The organism is Desulfovibrio diazotrophicus (assembly GCF_902498985.2).
In the GTDB taxonomy this organism is placed as follows: domain Bacteria; phylum Desulfobacterota; class Desulfovibrionia; order Desulfovibrionales; family Desulfovibrionaceae; genus Desulfovibrio; species Desulfovibrio legallii.
Map to the genome: position 1 here is coordinate 1,527,989 of NZ_OX346397.1, position 16,877 is coordinate 1,544,865.

The 16,877-nt window shown below is 63.7% G+C and carries 12 protein-coding genes; 4 read left to right on the forward strand and 8 right to left on the reverse strand.

The genetic code is table 11. The features are described 5' to 3' along the window. The first annotated feature begins 1 nt into the window (after position 1). The 3 genes from J7I12_RS06675 to glgP all read left to right on the forward strand — a co-directional run bounded on the left by J7I12_RS06675 (position 2) and on the right by glgP (position 6,965). A complete protein-coding gene (locus J7I12_RS06675) occupies positions 2–1,327 on the forward strand; it encodes a glycosyltransferase family 4 protein (protein WP_302148827.1) in 1,326 nt (441 codons plus the stop codon). Further along, complete coding sequence (locus J7I12_RS06680) at positions 1,327–2,631, forward strand: glycoside hydrolase family 57 protein (RefSeq protein ID WP_288907455.1); 1,305 nt, start codon at positions 1,327–1,329, stop codon at positions 2,629–2,631. Before J7I12_RS06675 ends, J7I12_RS06680 begins: the two co-directional genes overlap by 1 nt. 77 nt (positions 2,632–2,708) lie before the next feature. After that, on the forward strand, positions 2,709–6,965 hold the full coding sequence (gene glgP, locus J7I12_RS06685; protein ID WP_302148828.1) for an alpha-glucan family phosphorylase: 4,257 nt from the start codon (positions 2,709–2,711) through the stop codon (positions 6,963–6,965). 262 nt (positions 6,966–7,227) lie between these two features. On the opposite strand, the gene J7I12_RS06690 is transcribed toward glgP, so the two are convergent. The 6 genes from J7I12_RS06690 to J7I12_RS06715 form a co-directional block, all read right to left on the reverse strand. Further along, positions 7,228–8,025, reverse strand: coding sequence for an FCD domain-containing protein (locus J7I12_RS06690; RefSeq protein ID WP_118229608.1), 798 nt, complete (start codon positions 8,023–8,025; stop codon positions 7,228–7,230). Positions 8,026–8,330: 305 nt separating this feature from the next. Beyond that, positions 8,331–9,710, reverse strand: coding sequence for a sigma-54-dependent transcriptional regulator (locus tag J7I12_RS06695; RefSeq protein ID WP_118229609.1), 1,380 nt, complete (start codon positions 9,708–9,710; stop codon positions 8,331–8,333). Then, the gene (locus tag J7I12_RS06700) at positions 9,710–11,209 is read right to left on the reverse strand and encodes a sensor histidine kinase (RefSeq protein ID WP_118229610.1); all 1,500 of its coding nucleotides are present in this window, start codon (positions 11,207–11,209) and stop codon (positions 9,710–9,712) included. Before J7I12_RS06700 ends, J7I12_RS06695 begins: the two co-directional genes overlap by 1 nt. A gap of 228 nt (positions 11,210–11,437) precedes the next feature. After that, positions 11,438–12,778, reverse strand: a complete 1,341-nt coding sequence (locus J7I12_RS06705) for a phosphoglucose isomerase-related protein (protein ID WP_288907453.1) — start codon at positions 12,776–12,778, stop codon at positions 11,438–11,440. A 50-nt stretch (positions 12,779–12,828) separates the two neighbouring features. After that, on the reverse strand, positions 12,829–13,176 hold the full coding sequence (locus J7I12_RS06710; RefSeq protein WP_302413269.1) for a hypothetical protein: 348 nt from the start codon (positions 13,174–13,176) through the stop codon (positions 12,829–12,831). Then, complete coding sequence (locus J7I12_RS06715; protein ID WP_118229613.1) at positions 13,173–13,685, reverse strand: YchJ family protein; 513 nt, start codon at positions 13,683–13,685, stop codon at positions 13,173–13,175. The genes J7I12_RS06710 and J7I12_RS06715 overlap by 4 nt, the downstream gene beginning before the upstream one ends. Before the next feature lie 193 nt (positions 13,686–13,878). Here J7I12_RS06715 and J7I12_RS06720 point away from each other — a divergent pair, with 193 nt between their 5' ends. Next, the gene (locus tag J7I12_RS06720; protein ID WP_118229614.1) at positions 13,879–15,486 is read left to right on the forward strand and encodes an NADP-dependent glyceraldehyde-3-phosphate dehydrogenase; all 1,608 of its coding nucleotides are present in this window, start codon (positions 13,879–13,881) and stop codon (positions 15,484–15,486) included. A gap of 185 nt (positions 15,487–15,671) precedes the next feature. Here J7I12_RS06720 and J7I12_RS06725 read toward each other — a convergent pair whose 3' ends face one another. Together J7I12_RS06725 and J7I12_RS06730 are read right to left on the reverse strand one after the other, a co-directional pair. Beyond that, a complete protein-coding gene (locus tag J7I12_RS06725) occupies positions 15,672–16,496 on the reverse strand; it encodes a DUF4198 domain-containing protein (RefSeq protein ID WP_118229615.1) in 825 nt (274 codons plus the stop codon). 49 nt (positions 16,497–16,545) lie between these two features. After that, the gene (locus tag J7I12_RS06730) at positions 16,546–16,863 is read right to left on the reverse strand and encodes a hypothetical protein (RefSeq protein WP_118229616.1); all 318 of its coding nucleotides are present in this window, start codon (positions 16,861–16,863) and stop codon (positions 16,546–16,548) included. Positions 16,864–16,877: the final 14 nt, after the last annotated feature.

A 16,877-nucleotide genomic window follows, 5' to 3' on the forward strand; every position in this document is an offset into this window, starting at 1 on the left:
CATGCGTGTGCTCATGTTCGGCTGGGAATTCCCCCCCCACATCAGCGGCGGTCTGGGCACAGCCTGCTACGGCATGACCCAGGCGCTGGCCAAAAAAGGCGTGGAAATCACTTTTGTGCTGCCCCACGCCAAAGAAGCGGCAAAACAAAACGGTTTTCTGCGGCTTGTGGAGGCCTCCGGCACGCCTATCAGCCCAGAGACGGAAGAACGCCTCACCTGGGCCGGACAAGAAATCTGGCGGCAAAGCATCCGCTACCTGCCCCTGGACAGCCCCCTCACCCCCTACCTCACGCCCGGCGGCTATGCCAAAGCGCTGGGGCAGCTGCGCCGCCAAAGCCGGGAAACGCTTACGAACGCGCCTGTCAAAAGCGGCAATCGAACCTACGCCCTGCGCGGCGGCTACGGCCCGGACCTCATGACCGAGGTGCGCCGCTACGCCCGCCTGGCCGCCACCCTGGCCCTGCGGGAGGATTTTGACGTCATCCACGCCCACGACTGGATGACCTACCCCGCCGGCATGCTGGCCAAGGCCCTTACGGGCAAGCCTCTGGTGGTCCACATCCACGCTACGGAATACGACCGCAGCGGCGAAAACATTAACGAACAGGTGGCCGGGCTGGAACGTGCGGGCATGCTGGCCGCCGACGTGGTGGTGGCCGTAAGCCGCCTGACCCGCAAAACAGTTGTGGAGCGCTACGGCATCCCGCCCGAAAAAATCGTGGTGGTGCACAATGCTGTGGCCCGGCACGAGGCGGAAAAGCACTACGCCATCCCGCCGCGCATCCGGCATGAAAAGCGGGTGCTCTTTCTGGGCCGGGTTACCTTTCAGAAGGGACCGGAATACTTTATGGAAGCAGCGCGTCTGGTGCTGCAGCAAATCCCCAACGTACGTTTTTTCATGGCCGGCAGCGGCGATCTGCTGCCCAGCCTCATCCGCCGTGCCGGGCAACTGCGCATAGGGCGGCGCTTTCATTTTGCGGGCTTTCTGCGCGGCGAAGATGTGGACCGCATGTTCGCCCTGAGCGACCTTTACGTCATGCCCTCGGTTTCCGAGCCCTTTGGTATCACCCCGCTGGAGGCCATGCTCTACGACGTACCCGTGCTGCTTTCACGCCAGTCCGGCGTGGCCGAGGTGCTGCAGCACGCTCTCAAGGCCGACTTCTGGGACACCCGCGACATGGCCGACAAAATCTGCGCCGTGCTGCGCTACCCCTGCCTGGCCGCCGAACTGGTCAAAAACTGCCGGGAAGAAATGAAATCCATCCGCTGGGAAAATGCCGCCGAACAACTCCTGGCCGTGTACCGCAATCTTTACGGAGGTCACTGATGCCAGCTCTCTGCCTGTGTTTTGAGGTTCACGAGCCTTATCAGCTGCGCCGCTACACCGTGTTCGACATGGGGCAGAACTCTTTGTACGAAGACGACGACCGCAACTGCGAAACCCTGCTGCGGGCAGCGCGCCTCTGCTATCTGCCCGCCAACGAGCTTATGCTCCGGCTCATCCGCCGCTACAAGGGCGCCTTCCGTCTGGCCTTTTCCATTTCCGGCACGGCCCTGGACCTTTTTGAGCAGTACGCGCCCGAAGTGCTGGACAGCTTCAAGGCCCTGGCCGCCACGGGCTGCGTGGAATTTTTGGGTGAAACCAGCGCCCATTCCCTGGCCTTCCTCTATTCTGGCAAAGAATTTGAGCATCAGGTCAGGGCCCAGGCCGCGCGCCTGCAAGAGCTGTTCGGCGCCAAACCCGTGAGCTTCAAGCATACGGAATGCATCTACAATAACGACCTGGCCGCAGCCTTGCCCCGTCTGGGCTTCAAAACCGTGCTGGCCGAAGGGGCGGATCATGTGCTGGGCTGGCGCAGCCCCAACTACCTTTATAGCCCGGCGGGCACGCCAAAAATGGCCCTGCTGCTGCGCAACGCGAGCCTTTCCGCCGATATGGGGCGACGCTTCGGCGACCGCGCCTGGAGCGGCTGGCCCCTCACGGCGGACAAGTTCGCCGCCTGGTGCCACGGGCTGGCAGGCTCGGCCCAGGTCATCACCCTCTGCAACGACTACCACCTGCTGGGCCTGCGTTTCAGCAAAGAAACGGGCATTTTTGACTTTATGGAAGCCCTGCCCAAGGCCCTGCTGGCCGACCACGGCTTTACCTGGAGCACCCCGGCCGAAGTGAGCGCAACGCAACATCCCGTGGGCGAGGTGGATGCGCCCCAGTTTCTTTCCTGGGAGGACGAAGGGCGCGACCTCACCACCTGGCTGGGCAACGATATGCAAAAGGACGCCATCCACGCCCTCTACAGCCTGGCCCCCCGCGTGCGCCGCTACGCCGACCCGGAACTGGCCCACGATTTTGAACGTCTGCAGACTGCCGACCACTTCGCTCACATGTCCACCAAGTGGTTTGCCCACCCGCTGACGGACAGGCCCAATCCCTTCGGCAGTCCCTACGACGCCTATATCACTTACATGAATGTGCTGGCGGACTTTGAAATGCGCCTGGACGCCGCCGCCCGCGCCAAAGCGTCCCGCGCCCGGTCCGCCCGCGCCAAAGCCGGGCACGACAAACCCGCCCCCGGTGCGGACGCCGCCAGCGCCAAGGGACGGCGCAACGGCAAACCGGTCACCAGGCCCTGACGTGCGGCCCCGGAAGTTGAACATCCCCACTTTGAGCGGAAAAACATCGCGCATCGCTGTCTTGTAAAGGAGCTGTCATGAATTTCGACGCGTCCCAGGTCACCCTGTTTGAAACCAGTTGGGAAGTCTGCAACAAGGTGGGCGGCATCTATTCCGTAGTCAGCAGCAAGGCCCTGCAGGCCGTGGAGCACTTTGGCGAGGACTACTTTCTCCTGGGCCCCGCCCTGCAGCAGAACCCCGGCTTTGAAGAAACGGACGAGCATATCTGGGATTCCCTGCGCATGGCCCTGGCCACCAAAGACCTCAAATGCCGCCTGGGCCGCTGGAACATCCCCGGCCGCCCCAAGGTTATTCTGGTGGATTTTGCCAAGCGCTACGCCAGCAACCAGCTGCTCTACGAACTGTGGAAAAACTACGGCGTAGACTCCCTTTCCGGCGGCTGGGACTATATCGAACCCGTTATGTTCGCCACGGCCTGCGGCGAGGTGGTGGCCGCCATCCACGAAAACCACGTCAGCCCTATGGAAGGCCGCTCCGTGGCCCTGTTCCACGAATGGATGTGCGGCGCGGGCCTGCTCATGCTCAAGCGCCTGGCCCCGCAGGTAGGCACGGTCTTCACCACGCACGCCACCATGCTGGGCCGCGCCCTGGCCGGCACCGGCCGCGACATCTACAGCAACATGCGCACCATCAATCCCGCCAATGAGGCCGCCAGCTTGAACATCACGGCCAAGTGGTCCATGGAGAGCGCCAGCGCCCGCGAGGCCGACGCCTTCACCACAGTAAGCCCCATCACCGGCGAGGAATCCGTGGTCTTTCTGGGCCGCCAGCCCGACGTCATCACCACTAACGGCCTGGATTTGCGCGTCATTCCCGACTACTCCGAACAGCGCGACGCCCCGCAGGAAAAACGCGTCCGCTTACTGGCCGCCGCAGAACGATTTCTGCGCTGCAGCCTGCCGGAACACACCCGCATCTTCGTCATCTCCGGCCGCTACGAAATGCACAACAAGGGCGTAGACGTCTTTCTGGAAGCCCTGGCCCGCGCCGACAAAAACCTGGCCGGCACGGAGGCCTCCGTACTGGCCCTCTGCCTGGTCATGGGCGGGCACACGGGCGTGAACCCCGCCGCCGTTTCGGGCGACCCCCAGGCCAACGACAACGGCAAGCCTTTCCTCTGCACCCACTTTGTCTGGAACGCCCCGCAAGACCCCATCATCAATGCCTGCCGCCGCCTGGGCCTGGACAACGCCCCGGACCGGCGCGTCAAGGTCATCTTTGTGCCCGCCATGCTGGACGGCAGCGACGGCTTCCTCAACCTGCCCTACGAGCAGGTGCTGGCCGCCTGCGACACGGGCTTCTTCCCCTCCTGGTACGAACCCTGGGGCTACACCCCGCAGGAAAGCGCGGCCTGGTCCGTGCCCACCCTGACCACGGACCTTTCCGGCTTCGGCATGTGGGCGCGTGACCAGCTGCAGGAATCGGCGGAGCGTCACCCCGGCGTCTGCATCATGCCCCGTCGCGGCATGAACTTTGAGCAGAGCGTGGCCGTGCTGCACGAATACATGCTCAAGGCCGTCACCTGCCCGGCCGACGAGCGGCCCCAGTGGCGCCGGCAAGCCCGCCGCCTGGCCGAACTGAGCTCCTGGAACCACTTTTTTGCCAACTACCTTGAGGCCTTTACCCTGGCCCTCAAAAAAGCCGCCGTACGGGCGGACCACGATGCCGGGCACACGGCCCTGACCCGCGTACTCACGGCCTCTTGCTCGGCTACGCCCTTCCTGCGGCCCGTCATGGCCGTGGCCGAAGTGCCGGAGGAACTGACCCGCCTGCGCGACCTGGCCCGCAACCTCTGGTGGTGCTGGCACGACAAGGCCAAGGCCCTGTTCATGGCCCTGAACCCGCCCCTGTGGGAAGATTGCCGCAACCCGCTGCAAATGCTTGAGGAGGCCACACCGGAGCGCTTCAAGGAGCTCTGCGCCAACCAGGAATATATGGACCTTTATGCCGAAGTGATCGCCGCCTTTGACGCCTATATGGCCGAACCCGTACGCAGCCCCGACCCCAACATCACGCCGGAGCGCCCCATTGTCTATTTTTCCACGGAATTCGGCCTCAACGAATCCATCCCCATCTATTCCGGTGGTCTGGGCGTACTTTCCGGCGACCACCTCAAGTCCGCCTCCGATCTGGCCCTGCCCCTGGTGGGCGTAGGCCTGCTGTTCAAAAACGGCTACTTCACCCAGGTGCTGGACGCCAACGGCCGTCAGGTGGCCCAGTACCCCGTCAACAACTTTGCCCGCCTGCCCATCACCCTGGTGCAGGACGCGGCGGGCGAACCCCTCTACGTCCATCTGGAACTGCCGGGGCGCATCCTCTTTGCCCACGTCTGGAAAATGCAGGTGGGCCGCGTGACCCTCTACCTCATGGATACGGACACCCGCCGCAATACCGACGAAGACCGCCATATTACCGACCGGCTCTACGAGGCCAACCGCGAGGTGCGCCTCCTGCAGGAAATGGTCCTGGGCATGGGCGGCATGCGTCTCTTGCGCATCCTGAACATCCTGCCCGGCGTATACCACATGAACGAAGGGCACTCCGTCTTCATGGCTCTGGAGCGCCTCAGAGACAACATGGCGTCAGGCATGGCCTTTGCCGAGGCCCTGGAGCGCGTGCGATCCAACACCCTCTTCACCACCCACACCCCCGTGCCCGCAGGCAACGAAGCCTTCTCTCTGGAGCTCATGCAGCGCTACTTCAACGGCATGGCCGCCAGCTTGGGGCTCTCCTGGCCGCAGTTCGCGCAGCTGGGGCAGATAGAGGGCGGGGACAGCAGCGCCTTTGAAATGACCGTCCTGGCCCTGCGCCTCTCCGGCTGGGCCAACGGCGTGAGCCGCCTGCACGGCGTGGTTTCCCGCCACATGTGGAACAATCTCTGGAAAAGCCTGCCCCTGGCCGAAACCCCCATCGGCTACGTGACCAACGGCGTGCACACGCCCTCTTACGTGGGCAGCTGGATGCACGAGCTGCTGTTGCAGCACCTGGGCCCCAACTGGCTGCAGGCCCCGCCCGAAGACCCGGTCTGGGACCGCGTGGACCAGATACCCGACGACGTTTACTGGGCCGCGCGCATGCACCAGAAGGAAGCCCTGCTGGAAGCCCTGCGCAGCAGCATCCCCCACTTTGCTGAGCTCTTCCACCTCACCACGGCCCAGCGCAAAAGCATGGAGCACCTGCTTACCCCCGAAACCCTGGTTATCGGCTTTGCCCGGCGTTTTGCCCCCTACAAACGCGCCACACTCATCTTTGCAGACCTGGAACGTCTGCTCCGCATCATGGGCAAGGCCGACCGCCCCGTCATTCTGGTCTTTTCCGGCAAGGCCCACCCTGCGGACGAGGCCGGCATCAACCTCATTCAGGAGGTGCTGCACGTCTGCCGCGACGAACGCTTCCTGGGCCGCGTCTTCTTTATGGAAAATTACAGTCTGGCCGTTTCCCGCCTGCTCTCCCAAGGCTGCGACGTCTGGCTCAATACTCCCCGACGCCCCCACGAGGCTTCGGGCACCAGCGGCATGAAACTGCCCGTCAACGGCGGCGTGAACCTGAGCATATCCGACGGCTGGTGGTGCGAAGGCTACAACCGCCAGAACGGCTGGACCATCGGCCCCGTGGTCACCACAGAACTGCCCAGCAGCGAACAAAACGACTACGCCGACGCCGAAGCCCTCTACACCCTGCTGGAAAACGACGTCCTGCCCCTCTACTTCGAGCGTGACGCCACCGGTCTGCCCGCCCGCTGGATCGGCCTCTCCAAGCGTTCCCTCAAAAGCCTCACCCCCATGTACAGCACCAACCGCATGCTCAACGACTACCTGCGCCAGTACTACCTGCGCGCCGCCCGCCGCCGCAACATGCTGGCCGAAAACGACTGGGCCGCCTGCCGCGCCCTGGCCGCCTGGAAGGCCGACCTGGCCACCCGCTTCGGCACCGTCAAGGTGGAGGAAATCATCGTCAGCGGCCTGGAAAACAATACTATGCTCTGCGGCGAACCCGTCAGCGTGCGCCTGCACATGCACTTGGGCAGCATGAAACCCGAAGAAATTCTGGTCCAGCTGGTCATCGGCCAGGCCCTGCCCAACGGCAACTTTGTCAGCAAACCCGAAGTGCTGCGCCTGGAACAGCGCCACGCCGACCACGGCGAAGACGGCATGAACTACGCCGCCAGCTACATACCCGCCCACAGCGGGCACTACCGCTACGGCATCCGCATTCTGCCCGTGCATCCGGCCCTGGCCAACCCCCTGGAAACCGGCCTGATCCTCTGGGCGTAAGAAAACCTGCGGTTTGTGGGGGAAGGCGCTGCGCAAGACACAAAGCCGCCTTCGGAACCACAACCTCACTGAATAACAAAAGGCAGACGGGAAAACCCGTCTGCCTTTTGTCTGGAGCAGTTAGCGAATGAAATGAGCTAACTGCTCTGCAAGGATTTTCTTGAAAATCCTTGCCACGAAATGCGAGAAGGCAGGCTTTTGCCTGCAGTAAGCGAGCATTTCAAGTGTTAAATGCTCTGGTCGGATGCGCCAAAAGCGCCCGCTATGCCTCTCCGTCGCCGGGGGCTGCCGGCTTTTCAGGCGCGGCCATAACGTCCACCTGATAAATATCGCGCATTTCCTCCAGATGGACGCGCAAGGCCGCCTCGGCCAAGTCGGAATCGCGCTTCTGCAAAGCCTCAAATACGGCCAGATGCGCCCGATAGGAGCGCTCGCTCTGCCGCCGCACCTGCATGGAGGCATAAAGCGGCGTGATGAGCCAGCCAGCAAAACCATCGGCCAGCAAGCCCAGAAAACTGTTGCCCACACACTCCACCAGATAACGGTGAAAATCAATGTCCGCCTCGGCAAAGGCCCGGATTTCAGAGGCGTCCAGCAGGCGGCGCTGGTTCTGCAGCATCTCCTGCAGCACGGCCAGCTGCTGATCCGTCACCGTGCGGGCCATGTGCCGCACCACCGCCGCCTCAAAAAACAAGCGCACGTCGTGCAGTTGCCGCCAACCCTCGGCGGAATTGGAATAGATATCCAAAGTGGCACGCATTTCACGCAGCAGCGGCTGCAGGGTAAGCCGGCAGACCCGCGCCCGCAGGCCTGGCGACACCTCAATGAGCCCCATGCGCGCCAAGGCCGCCAGGGCCTCGCGCACGGCGGGCCGCCCCACGCCGAATTCATCCATGAGTTCCCGTTCCGAAGGCAGATTCTGCCCCACGGCATAAACTCCGGACTGAATGTCCTCCAAAAGGCAGGACAAAACTTCCGTATGCACGCGCGGTCGCTGGATGCTGCGTCTGCGGCCGCGTACGGCCGGAGCGCGGCCGCTCTTGCTGTTGGTGCTGACCATTGCGGATCCTCTTTTCTGCAATCTTCTGCCTGCCCACGGCCCCGGCACAACCGCAGTGGTCCGCCAAGGACAAAAACGCGGTTCGCGCCGGGATCAAAACAATCGTCAGGCGAACGCGCCCTGCCGGACAGACCAGCAAACTGGGATACCGCCTGCAGCGCAACGAAACAACCCACAAACGACAGAACAGAAGAATTAGATTGGTTGTTCAACCTATTCCAAAATTTTCAGCATGTAAAGAGCGCACGGGGCCGCCCACCAACGCCGGGTTGAGCCCCGCACCGCTCCTGCGCCAATTTTACAGTTTAATGGCCTGTAATGCCGTATTTTTTCAGCTTATACTGCAGCAGACTTTTAGAAATGCCCAAAAATTCTGCTGCCTTGACCTGCACCAGATCCGCCCGCACCAGGGCCCGGCGGATGAGCGCCGCTTCGATTTTTTCCAGAGTGTCGGCCAGATCCAGCTGCACGGGCAAAAGGTCTACGGCGCTTTTGAACTGGGATTCCTCGTCACGGATTTCCGCGGGCAGGCTGTCCACCGGGATGACATTGCCGGGCACCAGCACCAGACAACTTTCCACCACGTTTTCCAGCTGGCGGATATTGCCGGGCCACTCATAGCCGGTCATATAATTGAGGGCCTCGGTGCTGAAGGTTTTGGCCGTCATATTGTTTTCGCTGCAGACCTTTTCCACAAAATGGGCCACCAGCAGGGGGATGTCCTCCCGCCGTTCCCGCAGGGGCGGCAGAGGTATCTGCACTACATTGAGCCGGTAGTAGAGGTCGTCGCGAAAGGAGCCCTTCTCTACCAGGGAGGCCAGATCTTTGTTGGTGGCGGCCACCACGCGGATGTCCACCTCAATTTCCTCACCGCCGCCCACACGCTCGAAGCGCCGTTCCTGCAGCACGCGCAGCAGCTTGACCTGCAGGTCCGGGGTCAGTTCGGCTATTTCATCTAAAAAAAGCGTACCGCCGTCGGCCTGCTCAAAACGGCCCCGGCGTAGGGCCACCGCCCCGGTAAAAGAGCCTTTTTCGTGCCCGAAGAGCTCGCTTTCCAGCACGCCGGGGTTCAGGGCCATGCAGTTGACCGATATAAAAGGCTTGTCCTTGCGCGGGCTGGTATAGTGGATGGCGCGGGCCACCAGCTCCTTGCCCGTGCCCGACTCTCCGGTAATCAGCACCGTGGAGCGGCTGGGCGCGGCGCGCTCCACCATGAGCAGCACGTCGCGGATGGCCTTGCTGCGGCCCACAATCTTGTGCACACCATAGCGGTCCTCCATGACCTCCTGCAGCAGACGGTACTGGCGGTGGGCGCGCGAAAGCTCCACGGCATTGTGGATGGAAAGCAGCAGTTCGTCATTGGAGAAGGGCTTGGTGATGTAGTCAAAAGCACCGTACTTCATGACTTCCACGGCGCTCTCAATAGAACCGAAGGCCGTCATGATCAGCACCGGAATGTAAGGCCAGTTTTTCTTGACCCTTTCCAGCACCTGCCGCCCCGAAACCCTGGGCATCTTCATATCCGTGACCACGGCATCCACTTCGCTTTCTTCCAGAAAAGCCAGAGCTGTTTCCGGGTCGCTGATGGCGGTCACCGTATAGCCTTCGTCCTCCAGCAGGGTCTGAAGCACCAGCAGATAGTTTTTTTCGTCGTCGATAACCAGAATATGCGCTTTTTCACTCATTACGTCTTCCCGTGCGCGGGTGTGGCCCTCGGCAACAGCACGCGCACCAGCGCACCGCCTTCGGGACCGTTCTCCAGCGCGATTGACCCGCCGTGGCTGGTGATAATGGACTGCACAATGGGCAGGCCCAGCCCGGTGCCGCCATCCTTGGTGGTAAAGAAGGGGTCCAGCAGATTGGGCAAAATGGCGGGGTCGAACCCTGGGCCGGAATCCAGAAATTCCAGGCAGACGCGGCCGTCCGGCTCCGCGCGGCTGACGATGCGCACCGTGCCGGGGCCCTCCATGGCCTGCTGCCCGTTGACCAGGATATTGTAAAATGCCCGATACAGCAAATCCTTATCGCCGTGCACAAACAGGCCCGGCGCGCACTGGCGCTGCACGCTCACGCCACACCGGCCCATTTCCCCTTCCAGGAAGGCCAGCACCTGGTCCAGCACCAGACCCACGTCCACCAGATCCTGCTTGGGCTGGCGGGGCCGGGCGTAGTCCAGAAAGTCATTGACGGTCTGGGAAAGGCGCACGGCCTCATCATAGATGGCCCCCAGAATGCGACGCGTGCCCGCATCGGCCTTGTCCGTGCGGCGCTGCAAAAGCTCCGCGCTGGAACGGATAATGCCCAGCGGATTGCGGATTTCGTGCGCAATGCTGGCCACCACCCGCCCCATACTCACCAGACGCTCGTTACTGTGGATTTCGTTCTCCAGCATGCGGTTTTTGTGCATGCGCGCGGCCAGCACCCGCTCGGAACGGTGGATGAGCATGAGCAGCAGCGCAAACATAACTACAGAGGAAAGCAGGCACATGACCACAATAATGCCCTGAAAGGTCAGCACCTGCTCATAGTCGCCCGTAATGTCCTGGGTCAGCTCCAGCGCGCCCATAACCGGGGCCGCCTCACCGGGGCGCAGGCTCTCGCCCCGCAGGGGATAGAGCACCCGCAGCACAAAGGCGCCTTCGCTCAAAGGCAGGCGGAAGGGGGCCTGCCAGGCCGGGATGGTGGAAATGATCTCCGAGCGCGGCGCGCCCCCCTGCAGGATATCGTCCAGATAGGGCGGCGAAAGCCCAGCCCGGCCCACATCCTCCTTGCTGGTGGAATAGGCCACCACCCGCGAAAAATCATAGATGCGCAGCCTCTCTACCGGCAGACCGTGGATTACGGACTGCACCACCTGATCCAGGCGTTCATACTGCTCCGGCTGGCGCAGAGCAATGCGCCCGTAGGCAAAGATAGTGGGCAGGGCAAACCTTCGAAAAATCTGACTGTTCAGATTCTGCCCCAACAGCCGGGCGAACTCCTGCTGGCGGGTGAGCAGGGTTTCCCGCGCGGAATTGGAAATAAAGAACGAAAGCCCCAGGCTGGTCAACAAAATGACAGCCAGCGACAGCCAGGACAGGGTGCGGGCATACCCCGGCAAGGCGCTTTCCGCATCGACCTGGGGTGCGCCGTCCCCGCCCTGTCGCGCCGCCTCCGGCGCTTTCGTTTTTTTAAATCTGAACATAACTCGTGGGGGGTTGCCGGTTGGTATATCGCTTTTGCGGGGGCCCTGCACGCCGCAGGAACCCCCGCCCAGACGTTTTTCCTTACGGATTACAACGCACGGCGCCGCGGGCTGCACGACCGGCCGGACGCCTTTCGGAAAGGATGCCGCGCCGGACGCCCTTTACCGGGACGCCTGTGCGGCAACGCCACCGCCCCAGGCCGGGCCAGGTTGGGCCAGAGCGCCGCGTCAAAAAGGCTGTTCCTGCCGGGGAGCGGCCAAACAGGCCGCAAGGTCCGCTTCCTCTTCCGGATAGCCGGGCGCGCCAAGACGGGCGTTGGCCAGGCGCTTGCCCAGCTCCACGGCGGGCTGGTCCAGGGGGTTTACGCCCATGAGCCAGCCGGTAAACAGGGTGGCGGCCTCCAGCAGCAGCATAAGCGAGCCGGCGGCGCGGGGGCTGGCGTCGTGCATGTCCACGTGCACCAGGGGCACGCCGCTCTGACAAAGGGCCATGCGCGTGCCCAGCCCCTCGGCTTCCAGAAGGCTGCCGAAAGGCTTGGCGCGCAGCCAGGCCCATTGCTCCGGCACGTCCATGCCGAAGGAGCGCCCCTGGGCCTGGTCCTGACAGGTCAGAAACAGGCAAGCCTTGTTGCGCGGACCGCTCAGAAACATCTGGTTGATGGAATGCTGGTCCGTGACGCCCGTGGCCGGCACCGGCTGACTGCCCTGCCCATCCTTGCCCAGGCTTTCGGCCCAGAGCTGTGCGAACCAGTCCCCATAGGCGGCCCACTGGGGAATATAGCAAAAAAAGATCAGCTGATCGTAGCCCGCGTCCTCCAGGGCCTTGGCCCAGCAGGCCAGGGCAAAGGAAGGGTGCGCCGCCAGGTCGGCCGGTTTTTCCAGCAGGGGAGCGGCCACAGCAGCCGCGCCGTCCAGCAGGCCCTGCCAGTCGATGCCCAGGAAAGCGGCGGGCAACAGCCCCACAGCCGAGAGGGCGGAATACCGCCCGCCCAGATAGTCCGGCACTTCCAGCGAAGCCAGTCCGTACTTCTGCACCTCTTGCCGCAGATAGCCCTTGCGCGCGTCCGTGACCAGGATCATCTGGTCCTTCCAGGCTGCGCCCAGGGCACTCTTGAGCCAGTCGCGGACCAGCAGGTACTGGGACACGGTTTCAATGGTGCCGCCGGACTTGCTTACGCAGACCACCACGGTTTCCTCAGGCCGCAAACTGTGCAGCAGGGCCTCAAAACGTTCGGCGCAGACATTGTCCGCTATCCAGAGCCAGGGGCCCGGATGGCCGGGGCCGTCCTGACCGGGGGCAAAGGCCTGCTGCATGGCGCGCGCGCCCAGGGCGGACCCGCCTATGCCCAACAGCAGCATGTGGCGGTAGCCCTTGATGCGCGGCAGAAGGGGGGCCATTTCCTTCTCCAGGGCTGCCCGGTAGGGCATGTTCAGAAAAGGCAGTCGGCCGGCGGCCGTTTCTTCGGCCAGGCGCTGGGCCAGCTCCGGCGCACGGGCCGCAAAAGGCGCGGCGTCCACGGGGTTAAGCCGGTGGGTGTAAGCTCTGGACCATTCGAGCAGATGGGACATGGCAACCTCCTCCGGCGCAACGGGCGTCAGGCCCCGCGCCGTCCGGCTGGTCACAGCAGCCGCAAGGGTTTGGGAGCAAAAAACCGCCGCCGCACGGCCTTATAGGTTTGCGGCCGCACCCCGAAGCGCCAGCGCCACAGGGGGCAGCCTTCCCGCGCGGCGCAGCTGCGCACCTCGGCCCGGCTGCCGGCGCAGGCCAGACACTGCCGACGCACGGCCCGCAGCACGGCGCGGGCGGCCTCCGGCCCCTTGGGAGCCTCCGGCAAGCGCCAGGGCCACAGGGAGCAGGCTGTGTCGGCGCAGGCGCGCACGGCCGAAGGCGCGTCGCCCTGACAGACCAGGCAAAAGCGCCGCACGGCCAGCAACGGGCTGCGCGGGCGGGCGTCGGCGGCGCTCAAGAGGCGGCCGCCCCACAGCATTTTTTGTACTTTTTGCCGCTGCCGCAGGGGCAAGGATCGTTGCGGCCCACCTTGGCCTCGGCCCGACGGTACCCCTCTGGCCGCAGGGGCACGCCGCCCACATAGTACAGTTTGCCGTCCTTGCGGCTGAAAGCGCTGCGCTCGGCCAGCTGGCGGGGCACGCCTTCCAGCTCATAATAGGCGTAAAAATCCACTTCGTCGTGGGGCTGCGCGCTGTCTTCGGAGGGCACGTCCGTGCGGGTGGCCGCAATGTCCAGACGCAGCCAGTGCACGCCTTCCGCCGAGCGGGCCAGCCGTTCCACCGTCACGTCCTCCCGGTGGTCCGGGTGAGTGCTTTCCACCAGCCAGTCAAACTGGCCCAAGCCGTAAGCCGTGTAGCGGGAGCGCATAAGGCTTGCCGCATCTTGGGGCCAGGCAGCGCCTTTCAGGTAAGGGCCGCAACACTGGGACAGGGCCTTGCCGCTGCCGCAGGGACATTCCTGAGTCATACATCCGCCTTGTTTTTCGCCCGTGGGCGTTGAGAAACCATAGCTCATGCGGCTTCGGGCGGCAAGCGGCCGCTGCAAAGCGGCCTGGGCCGCGCCCGGAAAAGGCCGCATTGACGCCCGCCGCGCGCCCTCGTATCCTGTGAAAAAATACGCGCGCAAGGACGGAGGCACGCCGCCCGCGCCAGGAGGGCCTATGCTCACGACCACGCTTCCCGGTCAGATCAGTCCCGATGCTCTGGATATCCCCGCGGACTGCCGCCAGCCCCGGCTGGACGAACGCCGCTACCTTGTGGGCGGCGAACTGCGTGAATGGAATGGCCCCACGCGAGAGGTGGTTTCGCCCCTCTATGTGGACGGCGAACCCTACGTCATCGGCAGCTGCCCCGCCCTGACCGAAGCCGAGTCCCTGGAGGCCGTGGCCGCCGTGGAACGGGCCTGGGACAACGGCCGGGGCGTCTGGCCCACCATGCGGGTAGAGGACCGCATCGCCCATGTGGAGGACTTTGCCCAACGCATGACGGCCGTGCGCGACCAGGTGGTGCGCCTCATGGTCTGGGAGATCTGCAAACCCCTGGAGGACTGCCGGGCCGAGTTTGACCGCACTGTGGCCTACTTGCGCGCTACGGTGGACGCCCTCAAGGATCTGGACCGGGCCTCGTCCCGCTTCGTCATTGAAAGCGGCATCTACGCCCAGATCCGCCGCGCGCCCCTGGGGCCGGTACTCTGCATGGGGCCTTTCAACTATCCGCTCAACGAAACCTTCACCACCCTCATTCCCGCCCTGATCATGGGCAACCCGGTCATCGTCAAAACGCCGCGCATCGGCAAGCTGCTCTATGCGCCCCTGCTGGAGGCCTTTGCCCAGGCATTCCCTCCCGGCGTGGTGAACATCCTTTTCGGTGACCGCCGGGTGGCCATCCCGGCCCTGTCTTCGGGGCGCATCAGCGTGCTGGCCTTTATCGGCTCCAGCCGCGCCGCAGACGCCCTGCGCCGCAACCACCCCCTGCCCCACCGGTTGCGCTGCGTGCTGGGCCTGGACGCCAAAAACGCGGCCATCGTCCTGCCCTGCGCCGATATGGAGCTGACCGTGGCCGAGGCCGTTACCGGCGCACTGACCTTTAACGGCCAGCGCTGCACGGCCCTCAAAATCTTTTATGTGCACGCCTCGCGCATGGAGGAGTTTCTTTCCCGCTGCGGCGAGGCCATCGCCGCCCTGCCTATGGGCGCGCCCTGGAAGCCCGGCGTCAAAATCACGCCCCTGCCCGTGCCCGGCAAGGTGGACGAACTGCGCGGTCTGGTGGACGACGCCCTGGCCCTGGGCGCGCGCGTGGCCAACCCCCACGGTGGCCAGGCCGAACGCACCCTCTACTATCCGGCCCTGGTGGCCGACGTCACGGCGCGTATGCGCCTGCACAACGTGGAGCAGTTCGGCCCGGTAATCCCCGTAGTGTCCTACACGGACGTGGCCGAGGCCACAGAAGCGGTCATCGCCTCGCCCTACGGCCAGCAGGCCAGCATTTTCGGCACGGACCCCGAAGCCGTGGCCGCCCTTATCGACCCCATGGTCAACCAGGTCTGCCGCGTAAACATCAACAGCCAGTGCCAGCGCGGGCCGGATACCTTCCCCTTCACCGGCCGCAAAGACTCGGCCGAGGGCACGCTTTCCGTAAGCGACGCCCTGCGGGCTTTTTCCATCCGCACGCTGGTGGCGGCCAAGGGCTCGACGCGCAATAAGGAGCTGCTGGCGGACATCCTCCGCCACCGGCGTTCGCACTTTCTTTCCACAGACTTCCTGTTTTAAGGCCGTCGGCCCCGGCGCGCGCCTCTGCGCCGGGGCCGACTGAGGGCCCGGCCTTTGCCGGCGGGTTTGCTGCGGCGCTGCGGCCGTACCAGCGTCAGGCGGCAGACGACAAAAGGCGCGGATGTCGCAAGACTGTCCGCGCCCTGTTTGTCGCCGGGTCTGCTGCGTTCAGGCCGAACGCGCGCTTACTTCATATCCACGGCTTTAACCCAGATAACGGCGTCCTGGGAAAGTTCCTTGCCCTTGTATTCCTTGTCCGGGCCCACGCCCAGAGCGGCAAAGCCCCACCAGCCGGCTTTGGGAATGCCGAAAGTCAGGTAGCCCTGGTCGTCGGTAAAAATGGTCTGGGTGACAAAGGCGTCATGCGGATACGTGACGCTGCCCTTTTTGGGCATGGCATTGGCCTTGAGGTCGGGCATGTGGCTCATGTACTCCACTTCCACCTCGGCGTTGGGCACGGGCTTGCCGCCGGAAAGCACGCGGGCCTTGAATACGTTGCCGGTCCAGAGGCCGTAGGGCTTGATGAGGGGCACTATTTCGCAGGGCAGACCCAGGGCGGCGTTCCAGTTGCCGGGGATGCCGCCCACGTTGACCACCAGCTTGGCGATCTGCTGCATGTAGACTTCTTCTTCCTTTTCATAATAATAGCCGGGCACCATCACAAAGGTGTAGTCGCCCATGGAGCGGATTTCTTTGCGGGGCACCCGCGCGGCAAAGGCCGGGCCGGAAGATTCGGGGTTTTTCCAGGTAATGGGCTTCAAGGTCTGCAAGAGGTCGATTTTCTTGGGTGCGTTGTCGCCCCGCTGGTACATGGCGTAGAACTCCTTCACCCCGCCCATGTCCATGGTGTGGCCGGCTTCGGCCGGATGGGTGAAGACAATGCGGAAGTCCAGGTCGCCGGCTTCGGACTTGGCAATTTCCGGCGTGTAGACCATCATGAAGTGCGCGTAGGCGGGCGCGGCCGCAAGGGACAAAAGTCCGGCCAGAATCAGGGTTTTGACGCTTTTCATGAAACCTCCGTTAGAAATTGGATTTCAATATCCGTTGTGACGCAAAAAATTACTGGACGATCTTGGCGCCGTCCACTTCCACCTTGTGGCCTTCACCGGCATCAAAAAGCACCTTGTAGGCCCCGGCGGGCTTTTTGAAGCTGTATTCGCCGTCCTTGTTCATCTTGCCCTCGATGAGGGTTTTGCCGCTGCCATCCAGCACCAGCATCTTCACGCCCGCGGCCGAAGAGCCGTCGGAAAAGCCCCCCTCGCAGGTGACGGTGCCGTCGCCGTTGTCAAAGCAGCTGCACAGGGGGCTGTGGGCCAGGGCCGGACCGGCCAGCAGCAGGGGCAGGCCGAGCACGGCCGCAGCAAAAAGGTTTTTCATCATATCCTCCTTGA

What these genes read in the sequence shown, in the direction of transcription:
- J7I12_RS06675 (WP_302148827.1), top strand. Translation starts at nt 2, where the DNA reads ATGCGTGTGCTCATGTTCGGCTGGGAATTCCCCCCCCACATCAGCGGC.
- J7I12_RS06680 (WP_288907455.1), top strand. Translation starts at nt 1,327, where the DNA reads ATGCCAGCTCTCTGCCTGTGTTTTGAGGTTCACGAGCCTTATCAGCTG.
- glgP (WP_302148828.1), top strand. Translation starts at nt 2,709, where the DNA reads ATGAATTTCGACGCGTCCCAGGTCACCCTGTTTGAAACCAGTTGGGAA.
- J7I12_RS06690 (WP_118229608.1), bottom strand. Translation starts at nt 8,025, where the DNA reads ATGGTCAGCACCAACAGCAAGAGCGGCCGCGCTCCGGCCGTACGCGGC.
- J7I12_RS06695 (WP_118229609.1), bottom strand. Translation starts at nt 9,710, where the DNA reads ATGAGTGAAAAAGCGCATATTCTGGTTATCGACGACGAAAAAAACTAT.
- J7I12_RS06700 (WP_118229610.1), bottom strand. Translation starts at nt 11,209, where the DNA reads ATGTTCAGATTTAAAAAAACGAAAGCGCCGGAGGCGGCGCGACAGGGC.
- J7I12_RS06705 (WP_288907453.1), bottom strand. Translation starts at nt 12,778, where the DNA reads ATGTCCCATCTGCTCGAATGGTCCAGAGCTTACACCCACCGGCTTAAC.
- J7I12_RS06715 (WP_118229613.1), bottom strand. Translation starts at nt 13,685, where the DNA reads ATGACTCAGGAATGTCCCTGCGGCAGCGGCAAGGCCCTGTCCCAGTGT.
- J7I12_RS06720 (WP_118229614.1), top strand. Translation starts at nt 13,879, where the DNA reads ATGCTCACGACCACGCTTCCCGGTCAGATCAGTCCCGATGCTCTGGAT.
- J7I12_RS06725 (WP_118229615.1), bottom strand. Translation starts at nt 16,496, where the DNA reads ATGAAAAGCGTCAAAACCCTGATTCTGGCCGGACTTTTGTCCCTTGCG.
- J7I12_RS06730 (WP_118229616.1), bottom strand. Translation starts at nt 16,863, where the DNA reads ATGAAAAACCTTTTTGCTGCGGCCGTGCTCGGCCTGCCCCTGCTGCTG.